The organism is Hymenobacter saemangeumensis (genome assembly GCF_039541835.1).
Classification (GTDB): Bacteria; Bacteroidota; Bacteroidia; order Cytophagales; family Hymenobacteraceae; genus Hymenobacter; species Hymenobacter saemangeumensis.
In genome coordinates this window covers 122357-144640 of record NZ_BAABGZ010000029.1, presented here as the reverse complement: position 1 = coordinate 144640, position 22284 = coordinate 122357, and the positions used below count along the sequence as shown (strand labels likewise).

21 protein-coding genes and 1 rRNA gene are annotated in these 22284 nt (G+C 59.3%); 9 read left to right on the top strand and 13 right to left on the bottom strand.

Annotation, left to right across the window (positions count from 1 at the left end):
- The first annotated feature begins 91 nt into the window (after positions 1 to 91).
- The 3 genes from rrf (at position 92) to ABD919_RS13785 (ending at position 3103) form a co-directional block, all read left to right on the top strand.
- Positions 92 to 203, top strand: a 5S ribosomal RNA gene (rrf, locus tag ABD919_RS13795).
- Positions 204 to 428: 225 nt separating this feature from the next.
- Positions 429 to 1727: a rod shape-determining protein RodA gene (gene rodA / locus ABD919_RS13790; protein WP_345236608.1), complete on the top strand. Its 1299-nt coding sequence runs from the start codon at positions 429 to 431 to the stop codon at positions 1725 to 1727.
- Positions 1728 to 2032: 305 nt separating this feature from the next.
- Positions 2033 to 3103 (top strand): hypothetical protein, encoded by a 1071-nt coding sequence (locus tag ABD919_RS13785; RefSeq protein WP_345236607.1) that lies wholly within the window; start codon positions 2033 to 2035, stop codon positions 3101 to 3103.
- Here the strand turns inward: ABD919_RS13785 and ABD919_RS13780 are convergent.
- Together ABD919_RS13780 and ABD919_RS13775 are read right to left on the bottom strand one after the other, a co-directional pair.
- Positions 3041 to 4105, bottom strand: a complete 1065-nt coding sequence (locus ABD919_RS13780) for a hypothetical protein (protein WP_345236606.1) — start codon at positions 4103 to 4105, stop codon at positions 3041 to 3043. The two genes, ABD919_RS13785 and ABD919_RS13780, sit on opposite strands and share 63 nt — an antisense overlap.
- Before the next feature lie 11 nt (positions 4106 to 4116).
- Complete coding sequence (locus ABD919_RS13775) at positions 4117 to 5388, bottom strand: hypothetical protein (RefSeq protein WP_345236605.1); 1272 nt, start codon at positions 5386 to 5388, stop codon at positions 4117 to 4119.
- 36 nt (positions 5389 to 5424) lie between these two features.
- Between ABD919_RS13775 and ABD919_RS13770 the strand changes: the two genes are divergently transcribed.
- The 4 genes from ABD919_RS13770 (at position 5425) to recO (ending at position 9705) form a co-directional block, all read left to right on the top strand.
- A complete protein-coding gene (locus tag ABD919_RS13770) occupies positions 5425 to 5748 on the top strand; it encodes a 2Fe-2S iron-sulfur cluster-binding protein (protein WP_345236604.1) in 324 nt (107 codons plus the stop codon).
- A gap of 134 nt (positions 5749 to 5882) precedes the next feature.
- Positions 5883 to 6509, top strand: a complete 627-nt coding sequence (locus ABD919_RS13765) for a thymidine kinase (RefSeq protein WP_345236603.1) — start codon at positions 5883 to 5885, stop codon at positions 6507 to 6509.
- A 72-nt stretch (positions 6510 to 6581) separates the two neighbouring features.
- Complete coding sequence (gene porZ / locus ABD919_RS13760) at positions 6582 to 8921, top strand: type IX secretion system anionic LPS delivery protein PorZ (protein ID WP_345236602.1); 2340 nt, start codon at positions 6582 to 6584, stop codon at positions 8919 to 8921.
- 61 nt (positions 8922 to 8982) lie between these two features.
- On the top strand, positions 8983 to 9705 hold the full coding sequence (recO, locus tag ABD919_RS13755) for a DNA repair protein RecO (RefSeq protein ID WP_345236601.1): 723 nt from the start codon (positions 8983 to 8985) through the stop codon (positions 9703 to 9705).
- A gap of 104 nt (positions 9706 to 9809) precedes the next feature.
- Here recO and ABD919_RS13750 read toward each other — a convergent pair whose 3' ends face one another.
- The 5 genes from ABD919_RS13750 to ABD919_RS13730 all read right to left on the bottom strand — a co-directional run bounded on the left by ABD919_RS13750 (position 9810) and on the right by ABD919_RS13730 (position 14084).
- Entirely contained in the window at positions 9810 to 10766 is a 957-nt protein-coding gene (locus ABD919_RS13750; RefSeq protein WP_345236600.1) for an FKBP-type peptidyl-prolyl cis-trans isomerase, read from the bottom strand.
- Between the two features lie 43 nt (positions 10767 to 10809).
- Positions 10810 to 11214: an FKBP-type peptidyl-prolyl cis-trans isomerase gene (locus ABD919_RS13745; RefSeq protein WP_345236599.1), complete on the bottom strand. Its 405-nt coding sequence runs from the start codon at positions 11212 to 11214 to the stop codon at positions 10810 to 10812.
- Between the two features lie 116 nt (positions 11215 to 11330).
- Entirely contained in the window at positions 11331 to 11918 is a 588-nt protein-coding gene (locus ABD919_RS13740) for an FKBP-type peptidyl-prolyl cis-trans isomerase (protein ID WP_345236598.1), read from the bottom strand.
- A gap of 87 nt (positions 11919 to 12005) precedes the next feature.
- Complete coding sequence (locus ABD919_RS13735; protein WP_345236597.1) at positions 12006 to 12989, bottom strand: FKBP-type peptidyl-prolyl cis-trans isomerase; 984 nt, start codon at positions 12987 to 12989, stop codon at positions 12006 to 12008.
- A gap of 48 nt (positions 12990 to 13037) precedes the next feature.
- The gene (locus ABD919_RS13730; protein ID WP_345236596.1) at positions 13038 to 14084 is read right to left on the bottom strand and encodes a DHH family phosphoesterase; all 1047 of its coding nucleotides are present in this window, start codon (positions 14082 to 14084) and stop codon (positions 13038 to 13040) included.
- Positions 14085 to 14300: 216 nt separating this feature from the next.
- Between ABD919_RS13730 and ABD919_RS13725 the strand changes: the two genes are divergently transcribed.
- The gene (locus tag ABD919_RS13725) at positions 14301 to 14711 is read left to right on the top strand and encodes a nucleoside-diphosphate kinase (RefSeq protein ID WP_345236595.1); all 411 of its coding nucleotides are present in this window, start codon (positions 14301 to 14303) and stop codon (positions 14709 to 14711) included.
- A gap of 196 nt (positions 14712 to 14907) precedes the next feature.
- Here ABD919_RS13725 and ABD919_RS13720 read toward each other — a convergent pair whose 3' ends face one another.
- The 6 genes from ABD919_RS13720 to ABD919_RS13695 all read right to left on the bottom strand — a co-directional run bounded on the left by ABD919_RS13720 (position 14908) and on the right by ABD919_RS13695 (position 20275).
- Positions 14908 to 16194, bottom strand: a complete 1287-nt coding sequence (locus tag ABD919_RS13720; protein WP_345236594.1) for a nucleoside permease — start codon at positions 16192 to 16194, stop codon at positions 14908 to 14910.
- Positions 16195 to 16472: 278 nt separating this feature from the next.
- Positions 16473 to 17603: an alkene reductase gene (locus ABD919_RS13715; RefSeq protein ID WP_345236593.1), complete on the bottom strand. Its 1131-nt coding sequence runs from the start codon at positions 17601 to 17603 to the stop codon at positions 16473 to 16475.
- A gap of 312 nt (positions 17604 to 17915) precedes the next feature.
- Entirely contained in the window at positions 17916 to 18530 is a 615-nt protein-coding gene (locus ABD919_RS13710; RefSeq protein WP_345236592.1) for a superoxide dismutase, read from the bottom strand.
- Positions 18531 to 18631: 101 nt separating this feature from the next.
- On the bottom strand, positions 18632 to 19063 hold the full coding sequence (locus ABD919_RS13705) for a nucleoside deaminase (RefSeq protein ID WP_345236591.1): 432 nt from the start codon (positions 19061 to 19063) through the stop codon (positions 18632 to 18634).
- A 69-nt stretch (positions 19064 to 19132) separates the two neighbouring features.
- Positions 19133 to 19693, bottom strand: a complete 561-nt coding sequence (locus tag ABD919_RS13700; RefSeq protein WP_345236590.1) for a hypothetical protein — start codon at positions 19691 to 19693, stop codon at positions 19133 to 19135.
- Positions 19694 to 19843: 150 nt separating this feature from the next.
- Entirely contained in the window at positions 19844 to 20275 is a 432-nt protein-coding gene (locus tag ABD919_RS13695; RefSeq protein WP_345236589.1) for a hypothetical protein, read from the bottom strand.
- A gap of 242 nt (positions 20276 to 20517) precedes the next feature.
- On the opposite strand from ABD919_RS13695, the gene aspS reads away from it, so the two are divergent.
- Positions 20518 to 22281 (top strand): aspartate--tRNA ligase, encoded by a 1764-nt coding sequence (gene aspS / locus ABD919_RS13690; RefSeq protein ID WP_345236588.1) that lies wholly within the window; start codon positions 20518 to 20520, stop codon positions 22279 to 22281.
- The last annotated feature ends 3 nt before the right edge of the window (positions 22282 to 22284 follow it).

Here is a 22284-nt window from a genome sequence, read left to right as displayed (position 1 = left end):
AACTTTCGTCAAGTCGCGCACCCAGCGCTTCGTTTTTGTCCCCTTATGTCAACGTTACTGGATGTTGCACGAACACGCAACACCCGCCAGCAATGGTGGCTTTAGCCCGGGTGTTCACCTCTTCCCATTCCGAACAGAGCCGTTAAGCCCCGGAGCGCCTATGGTACTGCCTTCACCGGTGGGAGAGTCGGTCGCCGCCAACCTTTGCTCCTGAACAGGCCCCCCTGATGCTTTCACCAGCAACAGGGGGGCCTCTCCCGTTTTAAGGGTATTTACCAGATGTGGGCTGGCCATGTGTTATTTTTGAATGTATTACCTGCACCCTGTCTTTTAGAACCTGAAATCTATTTAGACTTGGTGAATCCTGGTAGCGTGATTTTCTACTGGCTTGAGAGTAGCCAGGTTCTGATAAGAAAGTAGTTGTACTAATGTCTCTTAGTTCACCCGCTAGATATAGCCGCAGTATAGACTGGATAACGGTCCTGCTCTATGTCTTGTTAGTCGGTATGGGGTGGGTATGCATATATGCCTCAAGTTACTCAGCGGAGGCCCCTCTGTCTGCATTAGGAAAGATGAGCTTCAGTCAGTTGATGGCTTATAACTGGTTTAAGCAACTCTTGTGGATAGGGACAGCTGTTGTACTTATAGTTATTTTACTTGTTGTAGACTATAAGGCGTATGATACCTTAGCTTATGTGCTTTATGCAGGTATGGTGCTGCTTTTGCTGGTAACCATGTTTGTTGCCAGGCCCATTGCCGGCTCACGTTCATGGTTAGAGCTTGGGCCGGTAAGGTTACAGCCAGCGGAGTTTGCAAAGTTTACAACAGCATTAGCGGCATCTCGCTTTATGGCAGGCATCAACCTGCGGTATCAAAACTGGCGAGACCAGCTGGTATTAGCAGGCATTACGTTGGTGCCGCCGTTGTTGATTATTGCCTCTAATGAGTCGGGGCAGGCGCTGGTATTTGGCGCTTTGCTGCTTGCCTATTTCCGGGAGGGAATGTCGCCGCTTATTCTGCTGCTGCTCGCAGCTGGGGCTGTAATACTTCTGATGGCGCTGCTTGTGCCCAAGCTGTGGTTGATTGGTTTCTTCACTATAATCCTGATTGGGGTTTTTATAGTAAATCGACGCGTACTGCGGCATTTTCTGCCATTATCGGTAGGGGTATGGGCAGTAGTAGTGGGGATGGTGCTGGGAGTCGATTTTTTTTATAATAATGTGCTACAGCCCCACCAGCGGCAGCGAATTGAAGTTCTGATTAATCCCTCCGCTGACCCTTTGGGGAAAGGCTGGAACGTCACTCAGAGTAAAATTGCTATTGGTTCGGGTGGTTTGTTGGGGAAGGGCTTCCTGCAAGGCACGCAAACCAAATTTGATTTTGTGCCTGAGCAAAGCACAGACTTTATATTCTGCACGGTGGGGGAAGAGTTTGGGTGGGCTGGTAGTAGCATTGTCATTTTGTTGTACCTGGCCTTGCTCTGGCGAATCGTTTTTGTAGCCGAGCGGCAGAAGTCGGTGTTTGGACGGAATTATGGCTACTGCGTGGCAAGTATTCTGTTTTTTCACATCACCGTTAACATGGGCATGACGATTGGTCTAGCGCCGGTTGTAGGAATACCACTACCCTTTTTTAGCTATGGGGGCTCGTCACTATGGTCGTTTACCATCTTGCTTTTTAGCTTGCTGGCCCTTGATGCGTACCGAAAGCAAGACCTGGTAAGATGAAGGCTGCACGTGCTGGTGTGGGGGAAGTACCTAATTGGGTATGGGCGGGCCTGGTTGTAGCACACCTTATATTCATGGGTTGGTCGGTGGCTACCCGAAGCTGGCTATTTCCTGATTCTGACCGTTATATTGAAGCGGCTCATAATCTGGCAGAGCATGGGGAGCTATATGCCAGACCCTGGCCGCAAGCGAAACCTAGCGGCCAGGCCATCCAGGAGTATACCATTCGGCCACCAGCTTATCCTGTCCTTTTATTGGCGCTGGGGGTTAGAAGTACACAGGAAGTGCCCCTACTGCTATTGGTATTGCAGAACCTGCTAAGCCTTGCCAATATGGGCTTTGTGCTTAGGTGGTGGGGCCAGCAGACGGTTCTTACAGCCAGGCAATGGGGCTGGGCGTGCTTGCTGCTTTTTTTTCCAGCTCAGTTTGTGTACGCTAATGCTGTAATGAGCGAGCTGCTGCTGCAAAGTGTAGTGCTGTTGCTTGCGTGGTACGGGGTAGGGCTCTGGAAAAACAGGAAACCACGGGAGGCGGTGGGACTTGTACTGGCAGCTTGTCTGGCTCCGCTTATCAAACCGGTTTTTTATCCTATGGCGGGTTTGATTGCGGTAGGGCTGCTGGGCATGGCATTGCACGCCCGACGGCCTTCCTTGGCATTGCTGGGCTGCCTGCCGGTACTGGTACTGGGTCTGTACATGGGGTGGAATAAGCAGCGAACCGGCTTTTACCACTTTTCCAGCATTGCCGAAATAAACCTGTTGCATTACAATGGTGCAGGAGTAGTCAGGCAGCTGTATGGAAAGGAAACCGAAGACCAGTGGGTGAGCGATGTGCTACGGGAGGCTAATGCCCAGCCAGGCTTTGCGCAGCGGCAAAAGCTGATTCAGAAAAGAGCGGGTACCATGCTGAGCGCGCATGCCTTCACGTATGCCCGACAGCATGCCCTGGGGGTGTTTGCTTTTTTTCTAGACCCAGGACGTTTTGACTTCAATCAGTTTTTCCATTTAGCTCCCTTAGCAGGCGGAGGCCTTTCGGAACAGCTGCGGGCTGCTGGCGTGCAAGAATTAGCAGCAACTCTGCTCCGCTTGCCGCTGGGTATTCTCTTTCTGTTGGCGCTTATAACAGCTGCCAATGCAGCCAGACTATTACTGGCAGCACGAGGATTCTGGCTGGCAGGGAAGGGGGAGCTACGGGCTGGTCGCTGGTGGCTGGCGGGCCTGCTTTTATATGTGGCGGTACTGACCGGGCCATTAGGAGCTGCCCGCTTTCTGGTGCCGGTGTGGCCGCTGCTGCTGCTGCTGGCACTGCTCGGGCTAAGCGGTAGCGGTATTTCCCGGGCCGAGGGTGCGGTGCCAGTGCGTGAAAGCCAGGGATAACATTGCCACAAATACTGGGGCAGCCAGGTAGCCCATGCGCCCAAGGTCGCCGGAAAGCAGCATGTGAACCGCAACAACCAGCAGAAATGCGGCATCGGCGTAGCTAAAGCCGAAAGCTGACTGAAGTGCCAAGGCCGAGCCTTTGCGCTTTTGTCTGACTAAAACCAAAAAAGGAACCAGGGTAAAGAGGCCGAAAATGCTGAGCAGCTCGCCCAAGCCCTTGACGGATGCAGCCCGCTGCAGGGAGTAACTGATATTAGCCAGGTGTTCCAGAGCATTGGTCAGCGAATGACCGGCTTGGGCGTGAATCTGGGAGTCTATGCAGACATGCACGCAGGCCAAAGCCACCAGGCCCACCGTAAGGGCCAGCAGCTGCCTGGGCCAGGACAAGGCAGCCCGACCAAACCACAGGACCCAGGGCAGCAAAAAGCAGAAGGACTCTTTGGCCAGTGGGCCCAGCAGCAATGCCGCGACAAGGGCCCAGCCGGCCCCCTTGCCGCGTTTGACCGCATAATAGCTCAAGCCAAAAACGAGAAGATAGAGGCTGTCGGTAAGGGGGAGCCCCGCGATATACGCCGCCCAGCGGCTGCTCAGGGCAGCGAGTAAGGCCAGGGCTGCCGCGGCCGAGCTAGCCCCGCTTAAGCGGGCAGAACGGAACCAGCAGGCGCCAGCAGCAGCCAGCAATCCGCAATTAACCAGGTAGAAGGCGAAGCGTAATGGCCACTGCTCCTCCGGGCGCTGCGGCCATACCCGGGCATATATACTGGCAATGGGCGCCGCCACCGCTGCCGCGGCAGCAGGCACCAGCACCCGGTAGCGGCGGGTTACGCTGACGCTGTCGAAGCGGCCGGATGCCATGCGCAGGTAGCTGCGCGGGTCGATGGAGTGGGCGACGTCGTAGTGCTGGTACAGCGGGTAAGCCAGGTTGGCCAGGGCTGCCAGGGCAAGCAGCCAAGGAAAGAGCCACTGGCGGCTGCGTGCTCCCAGCACAGGACCTTGCATAGGCACGAATCTTAAGCGAACTTCCGCTCAATGAGCTTTAGCAGCTTATTGACGTGTTCTTCTTTCCGGCTCCAGTCGTAGCGTTGGGACAGGTCGTTGTTGACAAATGAGCGGGCCAGCTCGGCGTTGGGGTAGGAATCCAGCTGCTGGATAGCGGAATGGTACTCCATGTTTTCGCCATTGAACAGCTCGTTGATGAAGCTAAAGCGCTGGTTGATGGATATAGCTTCGCGCAGGGTTTCAACTTTGGGTGCGCTACGTTCGGACATCGGGGCGGTACCGGCGCTGGCGCGCAGGGTTTCGGCCAATGGCGCGTTGGCGGGTCGGTGTGCTTTCAGCTTTTCGTGCAAAGGAATAAGCGGGCCCTCGGATGACGCGGGCGCCGGTGCTGGCGGGACGGGGGCCGCCAGAGGCTCTGGCGGTGCCGCAGCCACGAAGCTGGGAACGGCAATTGGTGCCACAGGTGTCGGCTTCGGCGGTTCGGGCACTACTTCAACCGGGGCCGGCTGCGGGGCTGCCGCAGGAGCAGGGGCTGCTGCAGGGGGTGGCGTGGGGGGCAGTGCCGGCGTCGGCACTGGCTCGGCCTTCGCGAGGGGCTTGGCACTGGGCTCTGCGGGTGCTGCGGGGGCAGCAGAAATGGCCGAAACAGGCCCATCTTCGCGGAGGTCAGCCTCGGTAAGCGGTAGCAGGGAGCTCAGGGCCGTTACCAGGCGCTGCATGGGCTGGTGCGCCTTGTAATTGGCCGCGTGGTAGAGGCCGAAGCGCTGGAGCAGAAATTCCCGCGTTGGCTCCGCGGTGGACGTCAGGCTGTCGATAAAGCCTTGGAAAAAGTCTTTGTCGAAATCGATGTAGCGGAGGTTCTCGCGCAGCCTGGCCACTTTCGGTTCGGGCTCATTGCCTAGAAACAGGCGCTCGAAAGTGCCTGTGGGGTCGGCTACAATCAGGAGTGTGTCGGCAGCAGCGCGGGCCAGCAGGGGCTCGAAGGCGGCCCGGCCTACGCGGATATGGCGCGAGAGCACATTCATGAACTGGGTGAGGGCCGTTTGCACCGGTTCGGCTTCAAAGTCGAAATAGGGGCTGCGCAGGCGGGCCATCTCGCCTTGCCACTGGCCCATAAGCTGGCGTACCACAAGCAAGTTTACCTGCCGTACTGAAGTAAACTTCAGAATGGCCGGGCCATCCAGGGTCGCATCAGGCTGAGAGCCAAAATGCTGGTCGCACAGCCGGGCGGCGAGGCGGCGCCCGTATTGCTCGCATTTGGCGAAGCTATATTTGTCGTTCATAAGAGGCCATGTTTCAGCGGCCGAAGTTAGGCATAAATGGCCCTGCTAACGATTCTGAACCTACCCGATGGCGTGGTAGAAATTTATGAGGACAGCACGCTGCTGGCGGCCCTGCAGGCAGCGGGACACGACTGGATGCATGCCTGTGGCGCAAGGGGCCGCTGCACTACCTGCCGGCTGCAGGTAGTAAGTGGAATGGAAAATCTTAGTCCGCTGTCGGCCGCCGAACAACGCTACCGCGCCGCGGGCCGCCTGCGCTCCGATGAGCGGCTCACCTGCCAGGCCCGTCTGGCGGAAGGTGACGTAAGCGGGTGCGTACCCGAGGCCACTCAGCTGCCGCACGTGCGCTACCGGCAATAAAAGCGGGTGAGCTGAACTTCGTCTGGCCCTTGGCATTAGGCGCAAGGTGGGTGGGCAGCCCGAAAAGCGGGTAGGTACGTGCCCGCTTCGTTCTTAACTTTAGGGTTCCAAACCCATCAACGACCCCACTCGCTTTGTTTATTGAACCCCGCGTCGGCAACCGCCACCACGCCCCGCACCGGGGGTGGATAGAAGTAGTGTGCGGCTCTATGTTTTCGGGCAAGACCGAGGAGCTGATTCGGCGGCTGACCCGCGCCCGTATTGCCCGGCAGCGGGTGGAAATCTTCAAGCCCGGCCTCGATACCCGCTACCATGCCGAAGACGTGGTGTCACACAATGCCAACAGCATCCGCTCAACGCCCGTGTCGCTGCCGGCCGAGATTCTACTGCTGGCAGCCGGCTCCGATGTAGTGGGCATCGACGAAGCCCAGTTTTTCGACCACTCCCTGGTAGAAGTATGCGGGCAGCTGGCTAACAATGGCGTGCGGGTAATTGTAGCCGGGCTCGACATGGACTACCTGGGGCGGCCGTTTGGACCGATGCCCGCCTTGCTGGCCACCGCAGAGTTTGTAACCAAAGTGCACGCCGTATGCGTGTGCTGCGGGGAAATAGCTTCTTATTCCTTCCGAATTGCGGCCAGCGAAAGCCAGGTGCTGCTGGGCGAAACCGATTCGTATGAGGCCCGGTGCCGGCCGTGCTTTTTGCAAGGGATGCAGGCCAAGGCCCCGGGCAGCCCGGTGCAGGCCACTGCGACGCACTAAATAGTGGGCAGACGCGTTGGCAGGGCAGACGGGCTGCGGCAGCCCTTGTTTATTGTGTTTTTTATTTTGCGTATGTTACACGTTTTCCGTTGTTTTTGCTGCGTAGTTGGGGTGATGCTGCTGGCGGTAGCGGCCAGTGGCCAGGGCGTCGGGTACGGCGACTGGCAGCTGCACCTGCCTACCAGCCGGCCCAAGCAGCTGGCTGACGCCGGCGACCGACTGTACGTGGCAACCGAATACGCTTTTTTCGTGCTGAACAAAAGCGAAAACACTACCCAGGTACTCTCGCGCCGCGAAGGCCTTAGTGATGTAGGCGTAGCTGCTCTGGCTTACGACTCGGCCCGGCAACAGACGGTGGTGGTGTACCGCAACAACAACGTGGACATCATCCGGCGCAATGGCAGCGTCCGGAACCTGAATGATATTCTACGCAAGGCCATTCCGGGGACCCGGGAAATCTTCCAGGTGTACATCAACGCCAACCGGGCTTATATAGCAGCTAGCTTTGGTATTGTCGAGCTCAACCTGGATAAGCTGGAGGTCAGCGAAACCTATACCAACATTGGACCTAATGCTTCGCAGGTGCGGGTATATGCCACCACGGTAGGCAATGGATTTATTGTTGCCGCTACCTCGGTTGGCCTGCTGCATGCCCGGCTGAGCAGCAACCTGCTTGACTACCGCAACTGGACGGTGCGGACACCGCAGCTGCTGCAGAGCAACTATGATATTTACCGGTCGCTGGCAACCTATGCCGGCAACGTATACACCGTGATAGAGGGTGGCGACCTGTATCGGTTTGACTTCAGCACCGGCAACTGGCAGATACTTTATGGCGCTTATACTTTTCGGGTTCTGCGCTTGCGCCCCAGCTCTACTGGTCTGCTCATAATTGATGAGCCCAATGGCGTGCGGCGCTACGACCGGGCCGGTAATTTTACGCAGCTGATTTCCCCGGCCGCGTCGGGAACCAACATTCAGGACGCCGTGCGCTCGAAAGACGGCAGCTACTACATTGCCAGCTATAACGATGGGCTGATGCAGGTGTTCCCGGGTAGCACGCGGGCTCCGGAGCGGTACACGGCAAACGGCCCCGAAACCGATAAGGCATTTTCAGTGCTGGCCGATGCCCATTCGAACAGCGTGACCATATTCACCGGTGGTTATTCTGACCGATATAATCCCCTGGGCCGCACGCAGGGGTTCTATGAGTACAAGGAAGGGCAGTGGAGCAATGTTACCAGTGCAAGGTACCCTTCCACCAACAGCTACCCTAACCCGCAGGAGGTAAGCCGCGGGACCCGCACCCCCGATGGGACCTTGTATGTAGCCAGCTACAACAATGGGCTGCTGGAATGGAAAGGACCGGGCCAGTTTCGGCAGTTTACATCCAGCACCCCGGGCAGTCCTATTCTGAACTGGGGCTTTCCCAACACCGACCGGATAACCGACGTAGCCGCCGATGAGGACGGTAACGTGTGGGTGGTAAACCGCCACCTGCGCACCGGCATCTCCGGGCTGCTGCTGTTTAAGCCCGCCACCTCGGAATGGGTGCGCTCGCCAAACTTTGTAGGAGCAGATAACCTGGACCGCATTGCCTTGGACGACAACGGCTTTGTGTGGGTATCGGCTGCGCGCAAGGCCAATGCCGGCCAGCGCCTGGGCATTACCGTGCTGGACCCGGCCACGGGCAATACCCGCACCTTTACAACGGCTGATGGCCTGCCCGAAGGTGAGATATATGACCTGGTGAAAGACCGGGATGGCAACATCTGGGCCGCAACCATTAAAGGAGTGGCTGTGCTGTACGGCAGCAGTGGCGCTTTTTTACCGGAAACGGTTTTTCAAACGCCCATTGTGCGCCGCGGTGAGGGCTCCGGCTTTCCGGTGCTCTTCAACGAGGCGGTGAAAGCCATAGCCGTAGACGGCGGCAACCGCAAGTGGCTGGGTACCGACCGGGGCCTGTGGCTGTTCAGCGACGATGCCAAGGAGGCCCTGCTGCACTTCACGATGACCAATAGCCCCCTGCCTTCTAATCAGATTGTGGATGTGGAGGTGAACAACAAGACCGGTGAGGTGTGGGTGGCTACCAATGCGGGCGTAGTGGCCTACCGGGGCACGGCTACGGTTACCGAAGGCCCGCCGAGCTGCAGCAAGGTATTTCCCAACCCGGTACGGCCGGGCTTTACCGGAGTGGTGGGGATATCCGGGGTAGTGAATAACGCTTTGGTGAAAATTACCGATGTGGCCGGGCACCTGGTGTACTCTACCAAGGCCAACGGCGGCACTGTGGAATGGAACCTGAACGATTCCCAGGGCCAGCGCGTCCGCCCGGGCGTGTACCTGGTACTGACCTCCGATGCCGATGGCAAAAACGGCTGCGTAAGCAAAGTAGCCGTACTGAGTAAGTAAAAAGGAGACAGAGCCCGTACAGCGGCATTTGTTTCCGCTCTTTTACCTCATCGAGCAGCACATGCTAGTTAAAACCCGAGGCATCGTTCTGAGCTACCTCAAGTACCGCGAAACCAGCATCATTGCCCGCATCTACACCGAGCGGCTGGGGGTGCAGAGCTACATCGTGAATGGCGTGCGCAAAGCCAAGCCTCCGGGTCGAATAGCGCTTTTTCAGCCTTTTACCCTGCTCGACCTGGTTGCCTACACCACGCGCGGCACCAGCACCCTGTCCCGCTTATCGGAATACCGCTGCTCCGAGCCTTTTCAGACGCTGCCCTACGACGTGCAGAAAAGCAGCGTGGTGCTGTTTTTGTCGGAAGTGGTGGGCCGCTCCGTGCGGGAAGAGGAAGAGAATGAGGCCCTGTTCCATTTTCTGCACGACTCCATTCTGGGCTTTGACCGCCAGGCAAGCGGCAGTGAAAACTTTGCCCTGGTTTTTCTGCTGGAGCTGGCCGCCTACCTGGGCTTCGGGGTGAGCAGCGGGGCCGAGCTAACCGACCAGGTGCTCATGGCCGGGCATGCCGCTACCGCGCAGGGCAGCACCGGCCCGGCCGTGCTGCGGCTTAAGGAGTTTGAAGGCTACTTCGACGAGCTGCTGGCGGGAGGGCAGCAGAGCACCATTCCCAATGGCCGGGTCCGGCGCGAGCTGCTGAACGTATTGCTCCGCTACTACCAGCTGCATGTGGAGCAGCTGGGGGAAATTCGCTCGCTCGATATCCTGTCCCAGGTGCTGGCTGAATAAACCACTGGCCGCAACGGGCGGGCTTGGCGTTCAACTCACCATAGCTCGGCCATCTACCTTTGACCTAAAGCAAAAGTGCCCGGCAACTACTGCCGGGCACTTCTTTATTTAATGTCGGTGACTTCCACTTCGAAGCGCAGCACGGCGTTCGGTGGAATATCGGCGCCGGCACCGCGGGTGCCGTAGCCCAGCGGGGAAGGGATGTACAAAACAGCCTTACTGCCTTTGGGCAGCATGGCCACGCCCTGGTCCCAGCCCTGAATCACCTGGCCCTGGCCGAGCACAAAGGAAAAAGGCTGGTTGCCGTGCTTGGCCGAGGCGTCGAACTCCTGGCCCGTGCTGAGAATGGTGCCGCGGTAGAGTACGCTCACCGTCTGTCCTTGCTTGGGCAGCGGGCCGCTGCCGGGGCGGGTTACCAGGTAGTACGTGCCACCGGGGGTTTTGCGGGCCGTTGCTTTTTTGCTTTTCAGATAGTCCAGAATGGCTGCTTCATCCTGGGCCGTCTGCTTGGCGGCAGCGGCGGCAGCCAGGCGTTGCTGCTCGGCCTGCATCTTCTGCTGCCGGGCGGCCATCTCGGCTTCCGTAAACTGCTCAAAGGTGCTCACCGATACGTTGAGCGTGTTGCCGGCCTTCTTAATGAAAGGCGGGACTGGCTGCCGGAAGGTTTTGCTGAACACCGAGTCGGCCTGGAAGCGGAACACGGCGCTGTCGCCGGGCAGCATCAGCGTTAGCGCGTCTTCAAGGCCGCCCCGGACGGGCTGGGCCGCCAGCGGAAACGGCTGCGGCACGGCCTGCATGCGGCGCGAGTTCATCAGCACCGAGTCGCGACCGGTGCGGTACTCGATGTGCATGGTCATGAACTGTCCGGCCCGGCTGGTGTAGGGGGCGTCGCCAGCCGGGGCTAATGCCCGGGGCTGGAAGCGGCCTGATGCGTCTTTCCGAAACAGCTTGTATTCGATACCGGAAGGCAGGCGGGCAAAATTGGCAGGCCCCTGGGCCTGGCTAGCCTGCGCCAGACCAAGCAGGGCCAGCATGGGGATAAAGAAGGTCGGACGCATCATGGGGGTTCGGAAAAAAAGCCGGCTGGGGGTTGCTGGCCAGTGGTTAGCGCACGCTAATCAGGTGCAGCTCAAACATCAGTTCAGTGTTGGGGGGAATCAGGTAGCGGGAGTCGTCATCGGGGTCGCGGACGCCTTTTTCACCATAGGCCAGCGACGCCGGAATCCAGGCCCGCACCCGGGAGTCGGCAGGCAGGAGCAGCAACAGCTCGTCCCAGCCCTTAATGACTTCGCCCCGCCCGACCCGAAACCGCAGGGGGCCACCGGAGGCGGCAGTGGCGTCGAAGACGTGGCCGTTGGGCAGAAAGCCCGTATAGCGTACGGCTACGCGGCTGCCGGGCTTAGGAACCGGGCCGGTGCCCCGGGAATGCACCAGGTAGCGTACGCCGCCCGGCGTCAGCTGGGTGGTGGCCCGGGTGGTGTCGGAGCCCGCTACGGGGGCGGTTGGCACACCAGGGACAGTGGGTTTAGGTGCAGTCTGCGACTGCCCCCAAGCAGGCTGCAGCAGCAGCGCGGCCAGGGCCAAGCCCTGAAAAAAGCCAGTAGCGCGCCCTGTCATGGTAGGGGCTATTCAGATACGCTGAGAATTTCCACGTCGAACAGCAGCGTGGCGTCGGGCGGAATGATGTAGCCCGAATTGTTGCTGTTGAGCTGGCCATTAGGGCCATAGCCCAGGCGGGAGGGGATAAGCAGGAGCTTACGGTCGCGTTCGCGCATGCGAAGCAAGCCTTCGCTGAAGCCGGCCACGGTACCCGAGCCCGCCGTAAACACGGCACAGCCACAGACAGTGCGGTTTTCAGTGGAATTGTCGAAAATGCTTCCGGGCGCAAAAAGCGTGTTGCTGTAGCTGTTGTTAAGAAAGCGCCCGATGTACTTCACCCGCACCTGCTTGCCTGCCGTCACCTGTCGGCCCTGCCCGTTTTCTATGGTTACCAGGTGCAGGCCCGTACCCGTTGCCTCGGAGCGGCTCAGGTAGTTGTTGCGGCGCAGGTAGCTCTGGATGGTGTCGTCGTCGATGACTTTGTACTTCTCCTGGTGTTCGCGCAGGGTCCTGGCAAAAGACGTTTCGGTGCTGCAGCTCCACAGAGCCGGAGCCGAAAGCAACAGCACAAAGCCGAGCAGCAGGGAAGGCAGGCGAAGAAGAGAGTTTTTCATAAACAACGAGCTTTAAAATCAAACAGCCGGTTGGCAGCAGAAGCAGGCCACAAAGCCCGCTTCTGCTGCCAACCGGCTGCGTTAACATTACTTAATATCAACTAATTCCACCTCAAAGCGCAGGGGCGAGTCGGCCGGAATGTCGGCGCCGGCCCCGCGCTGCCCATAGGCCAGCGTAGAGGGAATGAGCAGAATGGCGCGGCTGCCTTTGTTGAGCAGGGCAATGCCTTCGTCCCAGCCCGGAATCACCTGGCCCTGGCCCAGGGGGAAATCAAAGGGCTTGCCGGATTTTTCCGACGAGTCGAACATCTTGCCCGTGAGCAAGGTGCCCATGTAGTTGACGCTTACCGTCTGGCCGGGCTTGGCCTTGGGGCCGGTGCCGGGCTTGGTTACCTGGTAGTACATGCCCGAAGGCGTCTTCTTCATGCCGACCAGGTTGTTCTTTTTGATGTACTCCTGCAGCACCACGTCGTCCTTCTTCAGCTGCTCGCTGGCGTAGGCCATCATTTCTTTTTGCTGCTGGGCCATCATCTTCTGCTGCAGCTCCTGCTGCATGGCCATGGCCGCGGCTTCATCGATAAGCTTTTCCGTGGCCAGGTGCATTACCACCACGTTGCCGCTGTTTTTCAGGTAGCCGGGCACGCTGCGGCCGGGGCCCTTAAAGAGGGAGTCGGCCTGAAAGCGGAACACGCCGCTGTCGCCGGGCTGCAGCAGGGAGAAGGCTTCCTCGGGGGTGCCTTTCTGCTTGAGCTCCACCAGGGGCAGGGGCACTACCGAGTTCAGCTTTTTGCGGGTGTCCTCCAGCACGGAGTCTTTGCCGGTGCGGTAGGAGAGGTAGCCGGTCAGGAACTTGCCAATGCGGTCCTTGTAGGTGGGGTCGCCTTCGGCGCCTATTTCGCGCTGCTCGTACTTGTTACCAACCTTTTTGAAGATTTTGTATTCGATGCCGGACTTGGTTTTGGAGAAACCACCGGATTCACCGCCGTCTTTGTTACAGGCAGTAAGGGTTGCGAAGCTCAGCAGGCCGGCCGCCAGGGCCAAGTGCCGCGCAGGGCGGGAGGAGAAAAGCATGAAAAAGAAAGAAGTGAAAAACAGAATTGCCTAGGATTAGCCCCAAAGTTACGCTGCGGGCGGCGCAACCGCCAGGGGCTCGCCGGTCAGCTGCTCCTTATACTCGGGCAAGAGGCCCAGAAAGCGCTCCACCGTTGCATTCAGCGGCAGGTAGCTGATGCCGCCCGCGGCGTTGTGGTGGCCGCCGCCGTCGAAATGACGACGGGAGAAGTCGCTGACCGAGAACTCGCCCACCGAGCGGAAAGAAATTTTTACGGCCACGCCGCGGTCGATGAACACCGCCGCGAAGACAATGCCTTCAATGCTAAGTGCGTAGTTAACCAGGCCTTCCGTGTCGCCGGTTTTGCTGTCGTACTCGCGCAGCTCGTCCTGGCTGATGGCAATGTAGGCGGTGTTGTATTCGCGGTTGACGATGAGCTTGTCTTTGAGGACAAAGCCCAGGAAGCGCAGGCGAATTTCGGAGTGGGAGTCGTAGATGCGGCGGTGCACGGCCGAGAGGTCGATGCCTTCCTTGAGCAGCTCGGCAATGATGAGGTGCACGTTGCGGGAGGTGCTGGGGTGGCGGAAGGAGCCCGTGTCGGTCATGATGCCGGCGTACAGCGCTTCCCCAATTTCCTTGGTGATGAGGGGCTGGTCGCCCAAATCACGGATGATTTCGAAGATGAGCTCGGCCGTGGCCGCCGCCTCGGGGCGGGAGAAGCTGATGTCGGCAAAATCCTCGGGCTGCTGGTGGTGGTCGATGAGCACCTTGGTGGCCGGGGCCTGGCGCACGTACTCGCCCAGCTCGTTGATGCGGCCCAGGCAGCTGAAGTCGAGGCAGCAAATTACCTCTGCCCGCTGCATGAGGTCGCGTACCTGGCGGTCATTCTGCCGCTTTTCGTACACGACTACTTCGTCGTTGCCTTCCATCCAGTTGAGGAAGGCGGGGTAGTCGGAAGGCGTCACCACCGTTACGTGGTGGCCTTTCTGCTTGAGGTAGCCGGCCCAGGCCAGCGAGGAGCCCAGCGCGTCGGCGTCGGGCTTGTGGTGGGTGGTGATAACAACCTGCCGGGGCTGTGACAGCAATTCCTGCAGCGCGGTGATAGGAGTGGACATCGACAACGTGAATGACCTGATGATAACAACTAAGGCACGGTGGGTTAGACCGAAACGGGGGGCAAAAGTCGGAAGAAATATGTTTCCAACAACCGACCTGCCCCGAAAGGTTCTGTTAAAGCGGCTCAACGCCCGCTCAGCGTCGGTGAATGCCGCCCAGCGGTTTGTAGCTACTTTTGCCCCGCAATAACCTGTAAACCCACATACCCCATTCCAATGGCCACAAACCGCACGTTCACGATGATTAAGCCCGATGCCGTTCAGGAAAACCACATCGGTGGCATCCTGAGCATGATTGAGCAGGGCGGCTTCCGCATTGTTGAGCTTCAGAAAGTTTCCCTGACCCCCGAGCGCGCCGGCGAGTTCTACGCCGTGCACAAGGAGCGCCCTTTCTACGGCGACCTGGTGAAGTACATGTCCAGCGGCCCCATCGTGGCGGCCGTGCTGGAGAAAGACAACGCCGTAGCTGATTTCCGCACCCTCATCGGCGCTACCAACCCGGTCAACGCCGAGGAAGGCACCATCCGGAAGAAGTACGCCAAGAGCATCGAAGCCAACGCTGTACACGGCTCCGACTCCGACGAAAACGCCCAGATTGAAGCCGACTTCTTTTTTGGCAATAAGTAAGCCGAGCGCGGAATTTCATTCCGCAACGCTAGGGTAATAAAGGAGCTGGGCTGGCTGCGAAACTCGTTGCTCGCTTCGCTCGCCGCGGAATAAAATTCCGCGCTACACAACAAAAAAGCCGTTCTGCATTGCGCAGAACGGCTTTTTTGTTGTGCTAAAAGCAGACTCTTTTTATACCATTTTTGTATTGACGAGCTTAAGCCGCTGCTGTGGCGGGCGCCTGGTCGGGCTGGGTCTCGGCAGCTGGCTGCGTGGTGTGCTTGTGCTTGAAGAAGATGACGAACAGGATGGCAATAACCAGGGAGTAAGCTGCGAAGGTGAGCCAGATGCCCTGCCAGTTCATGGTATTGTCGGCGTTGGTGAAGTACTTCTCGATAATGATACCGCTCACCAGGCTGCCCAGCACGGCCCCGAAGCCATTGGTCATCATCATAAACAAGCCCTGGGCACTGGCCCGGATGGAAGAAGCCGTCTGGGTTTCGACGAACAGCGAGCCGGAGATGTTGAAGAAGTCGAAGGCCATGCCGTACACGATGCAAGAGAGGATAATCAGCGACAGGCCGGGCATATCGGGGGTGCCGAAGGCCAGCAGGCCAAAGCGCAGCACCCAGGCAATCATGCTGAACAGCATTACCTGCTTGATGCCGAATCGACGCAGGAAGAAGGGAATGGCCAGAATAAACAGGGTTTCAGAAACCTGGGAGATGGACATGATGATGGCCGGGTGCTTTACCGCGAAGGTGTCCTTGTAGGCCGGCACCTTGTCGAAATCATGCAGGAAGGTGTCGCCGTAGGCGTTGGTCAGCTGCAGGGCCGCGCCCAGCAGCATGGCAAACAGAAAGAAGGTGAGCATCTTGGTGTCGCGCAGCAGGGCAAAGGATTTCAGGCCTAGCACATCGGCCAGGGTGCGGCTCGATGTTTCCCTGGAGGGCGGCGGGCAGGCCGGCAGGGTAAAAGAGTACACCCCCAGCAATAAGGCTGCGCCGGCGGCTACGTAGAACTGGCTGGCCGACGTTTCCAGCCCCAGCAGACTCACCGTCCACATGGCCGCAATAAAGCCGATGGTGCCCCATACCCGAATCGGTGGGTACTCCTTCACCACATCCAGGTCCTGCTTTTTCAGCACGGAATACGAAACCGCAATCGACAGGGCCAGCGTGGGCATGTAGAAAACCATGTTCAGCAGCATCACCCAGAACATGGTGCCGGGGTCGGCTACCATGGGCACCGTGAAGAGCACCAGCCCTCCCAGAATGTGCAGGATGCCGTACAGCTTCTCGGCGTTTATCCATTTGTCGGCCACAATGCCCATCAGCGAGGGCATAAAGATGGAGGCAATGCCCATGGTCGAGAAGATGGCGCCAAACTGCGCGCCCGACCACTGTTTGGTTTGAAACCAGTAAGCGCCAATGGTTATCAACCACGAACCCCAGATGAAGAATTGTAAGAAACTCAACACGGTGAGGCGCAACTTAATATTCATGCGGAGTCAGGTAAAAGTGGACGGTGGGAATTTAAGAGAGGATAAGGAAGAGAAAAAGCCCGTACAAAGTGGCCGGGACTGTCAAAGATAGAGAAATTAGTCAAGCGTCACCCGCATTGATTAAGCGGGTCGGAGCTTGAAATAAGGCATAGCATTAGCCATGTAAGCCGGAGGGTGGGGATGAGTCGCTGCCGGATAACGGGGTGACAGCAGTGAATTCGGAGGCATAAAAAAAGCCCTGGCAATCATGCCAGGGCTTTTCTGAAGACATTTTGCTTTTAGGCTACCGAAGCTGGGGCCGGGGTAGCGGCCTGGGCATTGGCGGTGGGGTAGTCGGTGTAGCCGTCGGCAAAACCGTTCGGACCTGGCGCGTAGAGCGTGGCCGGGTCCAGGGGAGCCAGCGGGGTGCCGTTTTTCAGGCGCTCTATCAAGTCGGGGTTGGAGATGAAGGGGCGGCCGATGGCCACCAAGTCGGCGCGGCCGCTGGCCAGGGCTTCTTCAATTTGCTCAACCGTACTGTAGCCGCCGCTCAGGATGAGGGCATTGGTGAACTTCTCCCGAATGGTGTGCACCGTGGCCGCGGGCACGGCCGGGGCGCCCATGCTGGCGTGGTCGACGAGGTGCAGGTACAGGAGGCCAATTTTCTGCAGCTCCTCGGCCAGGTAGGCGTAGGTCTCGTCAATCTCAGGGTAGTGTGGCATGTCGGACGCTACGCCCCAGGGCGAGAGGCGGATGCCGGTGCGCTCGGGGCCGATGGCGTCGGCCACGGCCTGGGCTACTTCCAGCACGAAGCGGGCGCGGTTTTGCACGCTGCCGCCGTAGCTGTCGCGGCGCTGGTTGCTGTGGGGGCTGAGGAACTGCTCCAGCAGGTAGCCGTTGGCGCCGTGCAGCTCCACGCCGTCGAAGCCGGCTTCAAGGGCCAGCCGGGCGCTGTGTACAAACTCGTCGCGCACCTGGGCCAGCTCGTCGCTGCCCAGCTCACGGGGCGTGGCGTTGGGCTGCATCTGCTCCTGGTCGGTCCACATATCGCCGGCAGCGGCAATGGCCGAGGGCGCTACGCCTTCGGCCCCGGCGGGCAGGTTGAGGTGGTGGAAAATACGGCCCGCGTGCATGAGCTGCACAAAAATGTGGCTGCCCTGCTCGTGTGCGGCCTGGGTGATGGGCTTCCAGCCTTCCACCTGCGCCTGGTTGAACAAGCCGGGAATGCGGGCATAGCCCAGGCCGTTGGGCGAGGGAGCCGTGCCTTCGGTGATGATGAGGCCGGCCGCGGCGCGCTGGCGGTAGTACTCGGCCATTAGCTCATTGGGCACGTTGCCCAGGGCCCGGCTGCGGGTCATGGGGGCCATGGCAATGTGGTTGCTGAGGGTGAAGGGGCCCAATTTGGCCGGCGAAAACAATTGTTGTGGCATAATAGTAGGTGCGGTGCGCCCGCCGCGACTGTTAGGTTGGTCGACGCGGGGATAAAACATGTACCTACATGGTTTGTTTGGTTGGCCGGACTTTTTTCTAGATAAACTGACCGGTCAGTAGCGCCAAATTCCGTTTCGCGTGGCGCTGCAGGCGCCAACAGGGTACCGTGCAGACCCGCCTACCCGCCACGGTGTCGGTACGAGACGGATTTTTTTTGGCTACCTCACCACTGCTGCCCCACTTGCCTGACTTGCATAAAAAAAAGCCCGTTCCAGCGCTGGAACGGGCTTTTTGCTAAAAAGCGTGTTGGCTTACATGGGCGTAGCCTCGGCAAAGCGGCGGTTTACTTCATCCCAGTTGATGAGGTTGTAGAACGCGGCGATATAGTCGGGGCGGCGGTTCTGGTAGTTGAGGTAGTAGGCGTGCTCCCACACGTCGAGGCCCAGCACCGGCATGCCTTTGCAGCCGGAGTCGGGCATCAGGGGGTTGTCCTGGTTGGGCGTGGAGCAGATTTGCACCGAGCCGTCGGCCTGCTTGCACAGCCAGGCCCAGCCCGAGCCGAAGCGCGTGGTAGCAGCCTTGGTGAATTCTTCCTTGAACTTGTCGTAGCTGCCGAACGTGGCGTCGATGGCTTCGGCGATGGCGCCGTTGGGCTGACCGCCGCCGTTGGGCGAGAGAATGGTCCAGAACAGGGAGTGGTTCCAGTGGCCGCCACCGTTGTTGCGCACCGCAGCCGTGGCCTTGGCGATGTTGTGCATAATCTCTTCCAGCGACTGGTTTTCCATCTCAGTGCCGGCAATGGCGTTGTTGAGGTTGGTCACATAAGCCTGGTGATGCTTGGTATGGTGGATTTCCATCGTCTTCGCATCGATATGGGGCTCCAGTGCATTAGTAGCATACGGGAGCTGGGGGAGTTCAAAAGCCATAGAACAGGTGTTGGAGTTGGTTGAAAAGAAAGGGTGTCGTGGGTATAACTACTAACCGGGCCCTGGGGTTGGCACGGGCGCATGTCATGGTCAAAAGTAAATTATTTCCGCTTTAAATTGAAAAAGTCCCGCATCAGCCCGGCGCATTCCTCGGCTCTGACCCCGCTGCGCAGCCTGGTGCGGGGGTGCAAGAGCTGGCCAAACCGCCGGAAACCGACTTTCGGCTCGTCGGCCCCAAACACTACCTGGCCCAGCTGGGCCCAGTAGCTGGCGCCGGCGCACATCACGCAGGGTTCAATGGTGACATACAGCGTGCAGTCCGACAAATACTTGTTGCCCACGTGGTTGGCTGCCGAGCTTAGGGCCAGCATCTCGGCGTGGGCCGTTACGTCGCGCAGGCGCTCCGTCTGGTTGTAGCCCCGGCCGATGATGCGGTTTTCGAATACGACGACGGCCCCAATGGGAATTTCTTCCTCGGCCAGGGCTTTTTGCGCTTCCTGCAAAGCCTGCAGCATGAAAAAGTCGTCGTTCATAACGCCAAAGTTGCCACAAAAAAAGCCCCGGCGCCGTGGGGCACCGGGGCTTTCTGCCGTAAGCCAGCTTTACTTCAGGTTAATGCCATTCATCACGGCCAGGCCGGTGGGCTGCCACTGGCGCTGCTCTTCGGCGGGGGCGGTGAAGGTAAATACATACACTTCCGGCCCTTTAATGGCGTATTGGATGGTCTGGTATTTTTTGATGGGAGGCAGCTGGCTGCTGCGTCGGTTGTCGGTCAGGGTCGATACGAACTCAAAAAAGATGAACTCGCGGCCATTTACCGTGCGGATGTCTTCTTTCAGGAAGTCGACTTTTGTGTAAAGGCGCTGAATGCTGGCCTTGTACACCTTGCTCAGCACAGCGTAGTCCATGCTCTCGAAGGTGGTGGTGCGTACCGCCACGCTGAAGTCGACGCGGCCACTGGGGTCAGTGTACACGGCAATGGGTTTGCGGGGCGAGGGAAACTTCACGGCAATGCCGTCGTCGGGCATGGCCACGAAATTGCTGGGCACGCCCACGGCAAGGCCGGTACCGAGCTTGGTGTTTGTCAGCTTCACGTTTGCTGCGGGCTGGGCCAAGCCAACAAGGCTCAGGGTCAGGAAAAACAGAATCGACAGAATTCTCATTCAGGAAAGGGTTAAAAGCTAACAAGAACGTCATGCGGAGCGCCGCGAAGCATCTGGCCGGGGCAGTAAGTCCACTCAAATGGGGTTACGCTCGTGGTAGAGATGTTTCGCGGCGCTCAGCATGACGTGCTGATGGAAAGGATGCCAGGCTTAGCGGCGGGCGGTGGGGTACTTAATCCGTACCTTCTTCCAGTACACGTAGTTGTCGATTTTGGCTTCTACCAGGTAGGTGCCGGCCGGAATGCGGCCCAGGTCGACGGGGGCGCCGGTGTTGTTGGCCGGGTCAAGCGCCGTCTGGTAAATCACCTTGTTCTTGTAGTCGGTCATCACCAGCGTGCCGGGCTTGGTAAACTGCTGGGTGAAGCTCAGCATCACGGTGTTGGACTTGGGCTTGGGGTATACATCGATGCCCGACAGGGTTTCGACGCGCTTCACGGGTCCGTCGAGCTGCACCTCACCGGCTTCTTTGGACTTCACCGACACCTGGTCGGTCTTGGTTTTGGTTTTTACTTTGGTCTGGGCCTGGGCAGCACCGCCCGTCAGCAGGGCAGCGGCAAGGGCGAGGGCGGGAAGAAATTTCATGAGTGCGAAAAGAGGAATTGGAACGACAAAGGAACACAGTTGCGGCCGCCTTTGCATACTCCGTACCAAAGTCGGCGGTTGCAGCGCCTGATTTTACCCCCAGCCGCGTTGTGGAACAGCCCTGCCGGAGATGGCAATAGCGCCGACTGCTTTTCCCCCGCCGCGTTCGTGGCTACCTTCGCGCCCGGTTTAATGGAAATGTCATTCCGTTTTCTCCGTCCAATTCGATAACTCTGCGGCTCATGTTAAGAACCCACACCTGCGGCCAGCTCCGCGCCGAACATATTGGTCAAACCGTCACCCTCTGCGGCTGGGTGCAGCGCACCCGCGACAAAGGCGGCATTCTCTGGATTGACCTGCGCGACCGGTACGGCCTCACCCAGCTGGTCCTGGAAGAAGGCGTGGAAAGTGAAGAAGTGCGCGAAAAAGCCCGCCACCTTGGCCGTGAGTTCGTGCTCTGCGTGACGGGCCGCGTGGCCGAGCGCTACTCCAAAAACGCCCACATCCCCACCGGCGACATCGAAATCCGGGTGGAAACGCTGGAGGTGCTGAACCCGGCCAAGCTGCCGCCCTTCCTCATTGAGGACGAAACCGACGGCGGCGACGACCTGCGCATGAAGTACCGCTACCTCGACCTGCGCCGCAACCCCGTGCGCCGCAACCTTGAGCTACGCCACCGCGTGGCCCAGGCCACCCGCCGCTTCCTCGACGGCCAGGACTTCATCGAAGTAGAAACGCCGGTGCTCATCAAGAGCACGCCCGAAGGTGCCCGCGACTTTGTGGTGCCCTCGCGCATGAACCCCGGCGAGTTCTACGCCCTGCCGCAGTCGCCCCAAACCTTCAAGCAGCTGCTGATGGTGGCTGGTTTCGACCGCTACTTCCAGATTGTGAAGTGCTTCCGTGATGAAGACCTGCGCGCCGACCGCCAGCCGGAGTTCACGCAGATTGACTGCGAAATGGCCTTCGTAACCCAGGAAGACATTCTCAACACCTTTGAGGGCCTTACCCGCTACCTGTTCCGCGAAGTAAAAGGCATCGAGCTGGTGAGCGTGCCCCGCATGACCTACGCCGAAGCCATGCGCCGCTACGGCAACGACAAGCCCGACGTGCGCTTCGGCATGGAGCTGACCGACTTTACGGACCTCGCCAAAGGCCAGGGCTTTCCGGTGTTCGACAGCGCTGAGCTGGTGCTGGCCATCAACGCCCACAACTGCGCGCCCTACACCCGCAAGCAGATTGACGAGCTGACCGAGTGGGTGAAGCGCCCGCAAATCGGGGCCACCGGCCTGGTGTACGCCCGCGTTGAAAGCGACGGCTCGGTGAAGTCGTCGGTAGATAAGTTCTATTCCCAGGACGAGCTGCAGCGCTGGAAAGCCATGCTCGGCTCCAAGCCCGGCGACCTGATGCTGCTGCTGGCCGGCCCCGAAGGCAAAACCCGCAAGGCCATGAGCGAGCTGCGCCTGGAAATGGGCAACCGCATGGGCCTGCGCGACAAGGACACCTTTGCTCCGCTGTGGGTGATTGACTTCCCCCTGCTGGAGTTCCTGGAAGAGGAGGGCCGCTACTTTGCCATGCACCACCCCTTCACCTCGCCCAAGCCCGAGGACCTGCACCTGCTCGACAACCCCGCCACCATCGGCCAGGCGCGCGCCAATGCCTACGACCTGGTGATAAACGGCGTGGAAGTGGGCGGCGGCTCCATCCGCATCCACGACCGCGCCGTGCAGGCCCGCATGTTTGAGCTGCTGGGCTTCACGCCCGAGGAGGCCCAGGCCCAGTTCGGCTTCCTGCTCGACGCTTTCGAGTACGGCGCCCCGCCCCACGGCGGCATCGCCTTCGGCTTCGACCGCCTCTGCTCCCTGTTCGGCGGCGCCGACTCCATCCGCGACTTCATCGCCTTCCCGAAAAATAACTCGGGCCGCGACGTGATGATAGACTCGCCCTCGCCGATTTCCGGGGCGCAGCTGAAGGAGCTGAGCATTGCTACGGCGGTGGTGGCGAAGTAGCTG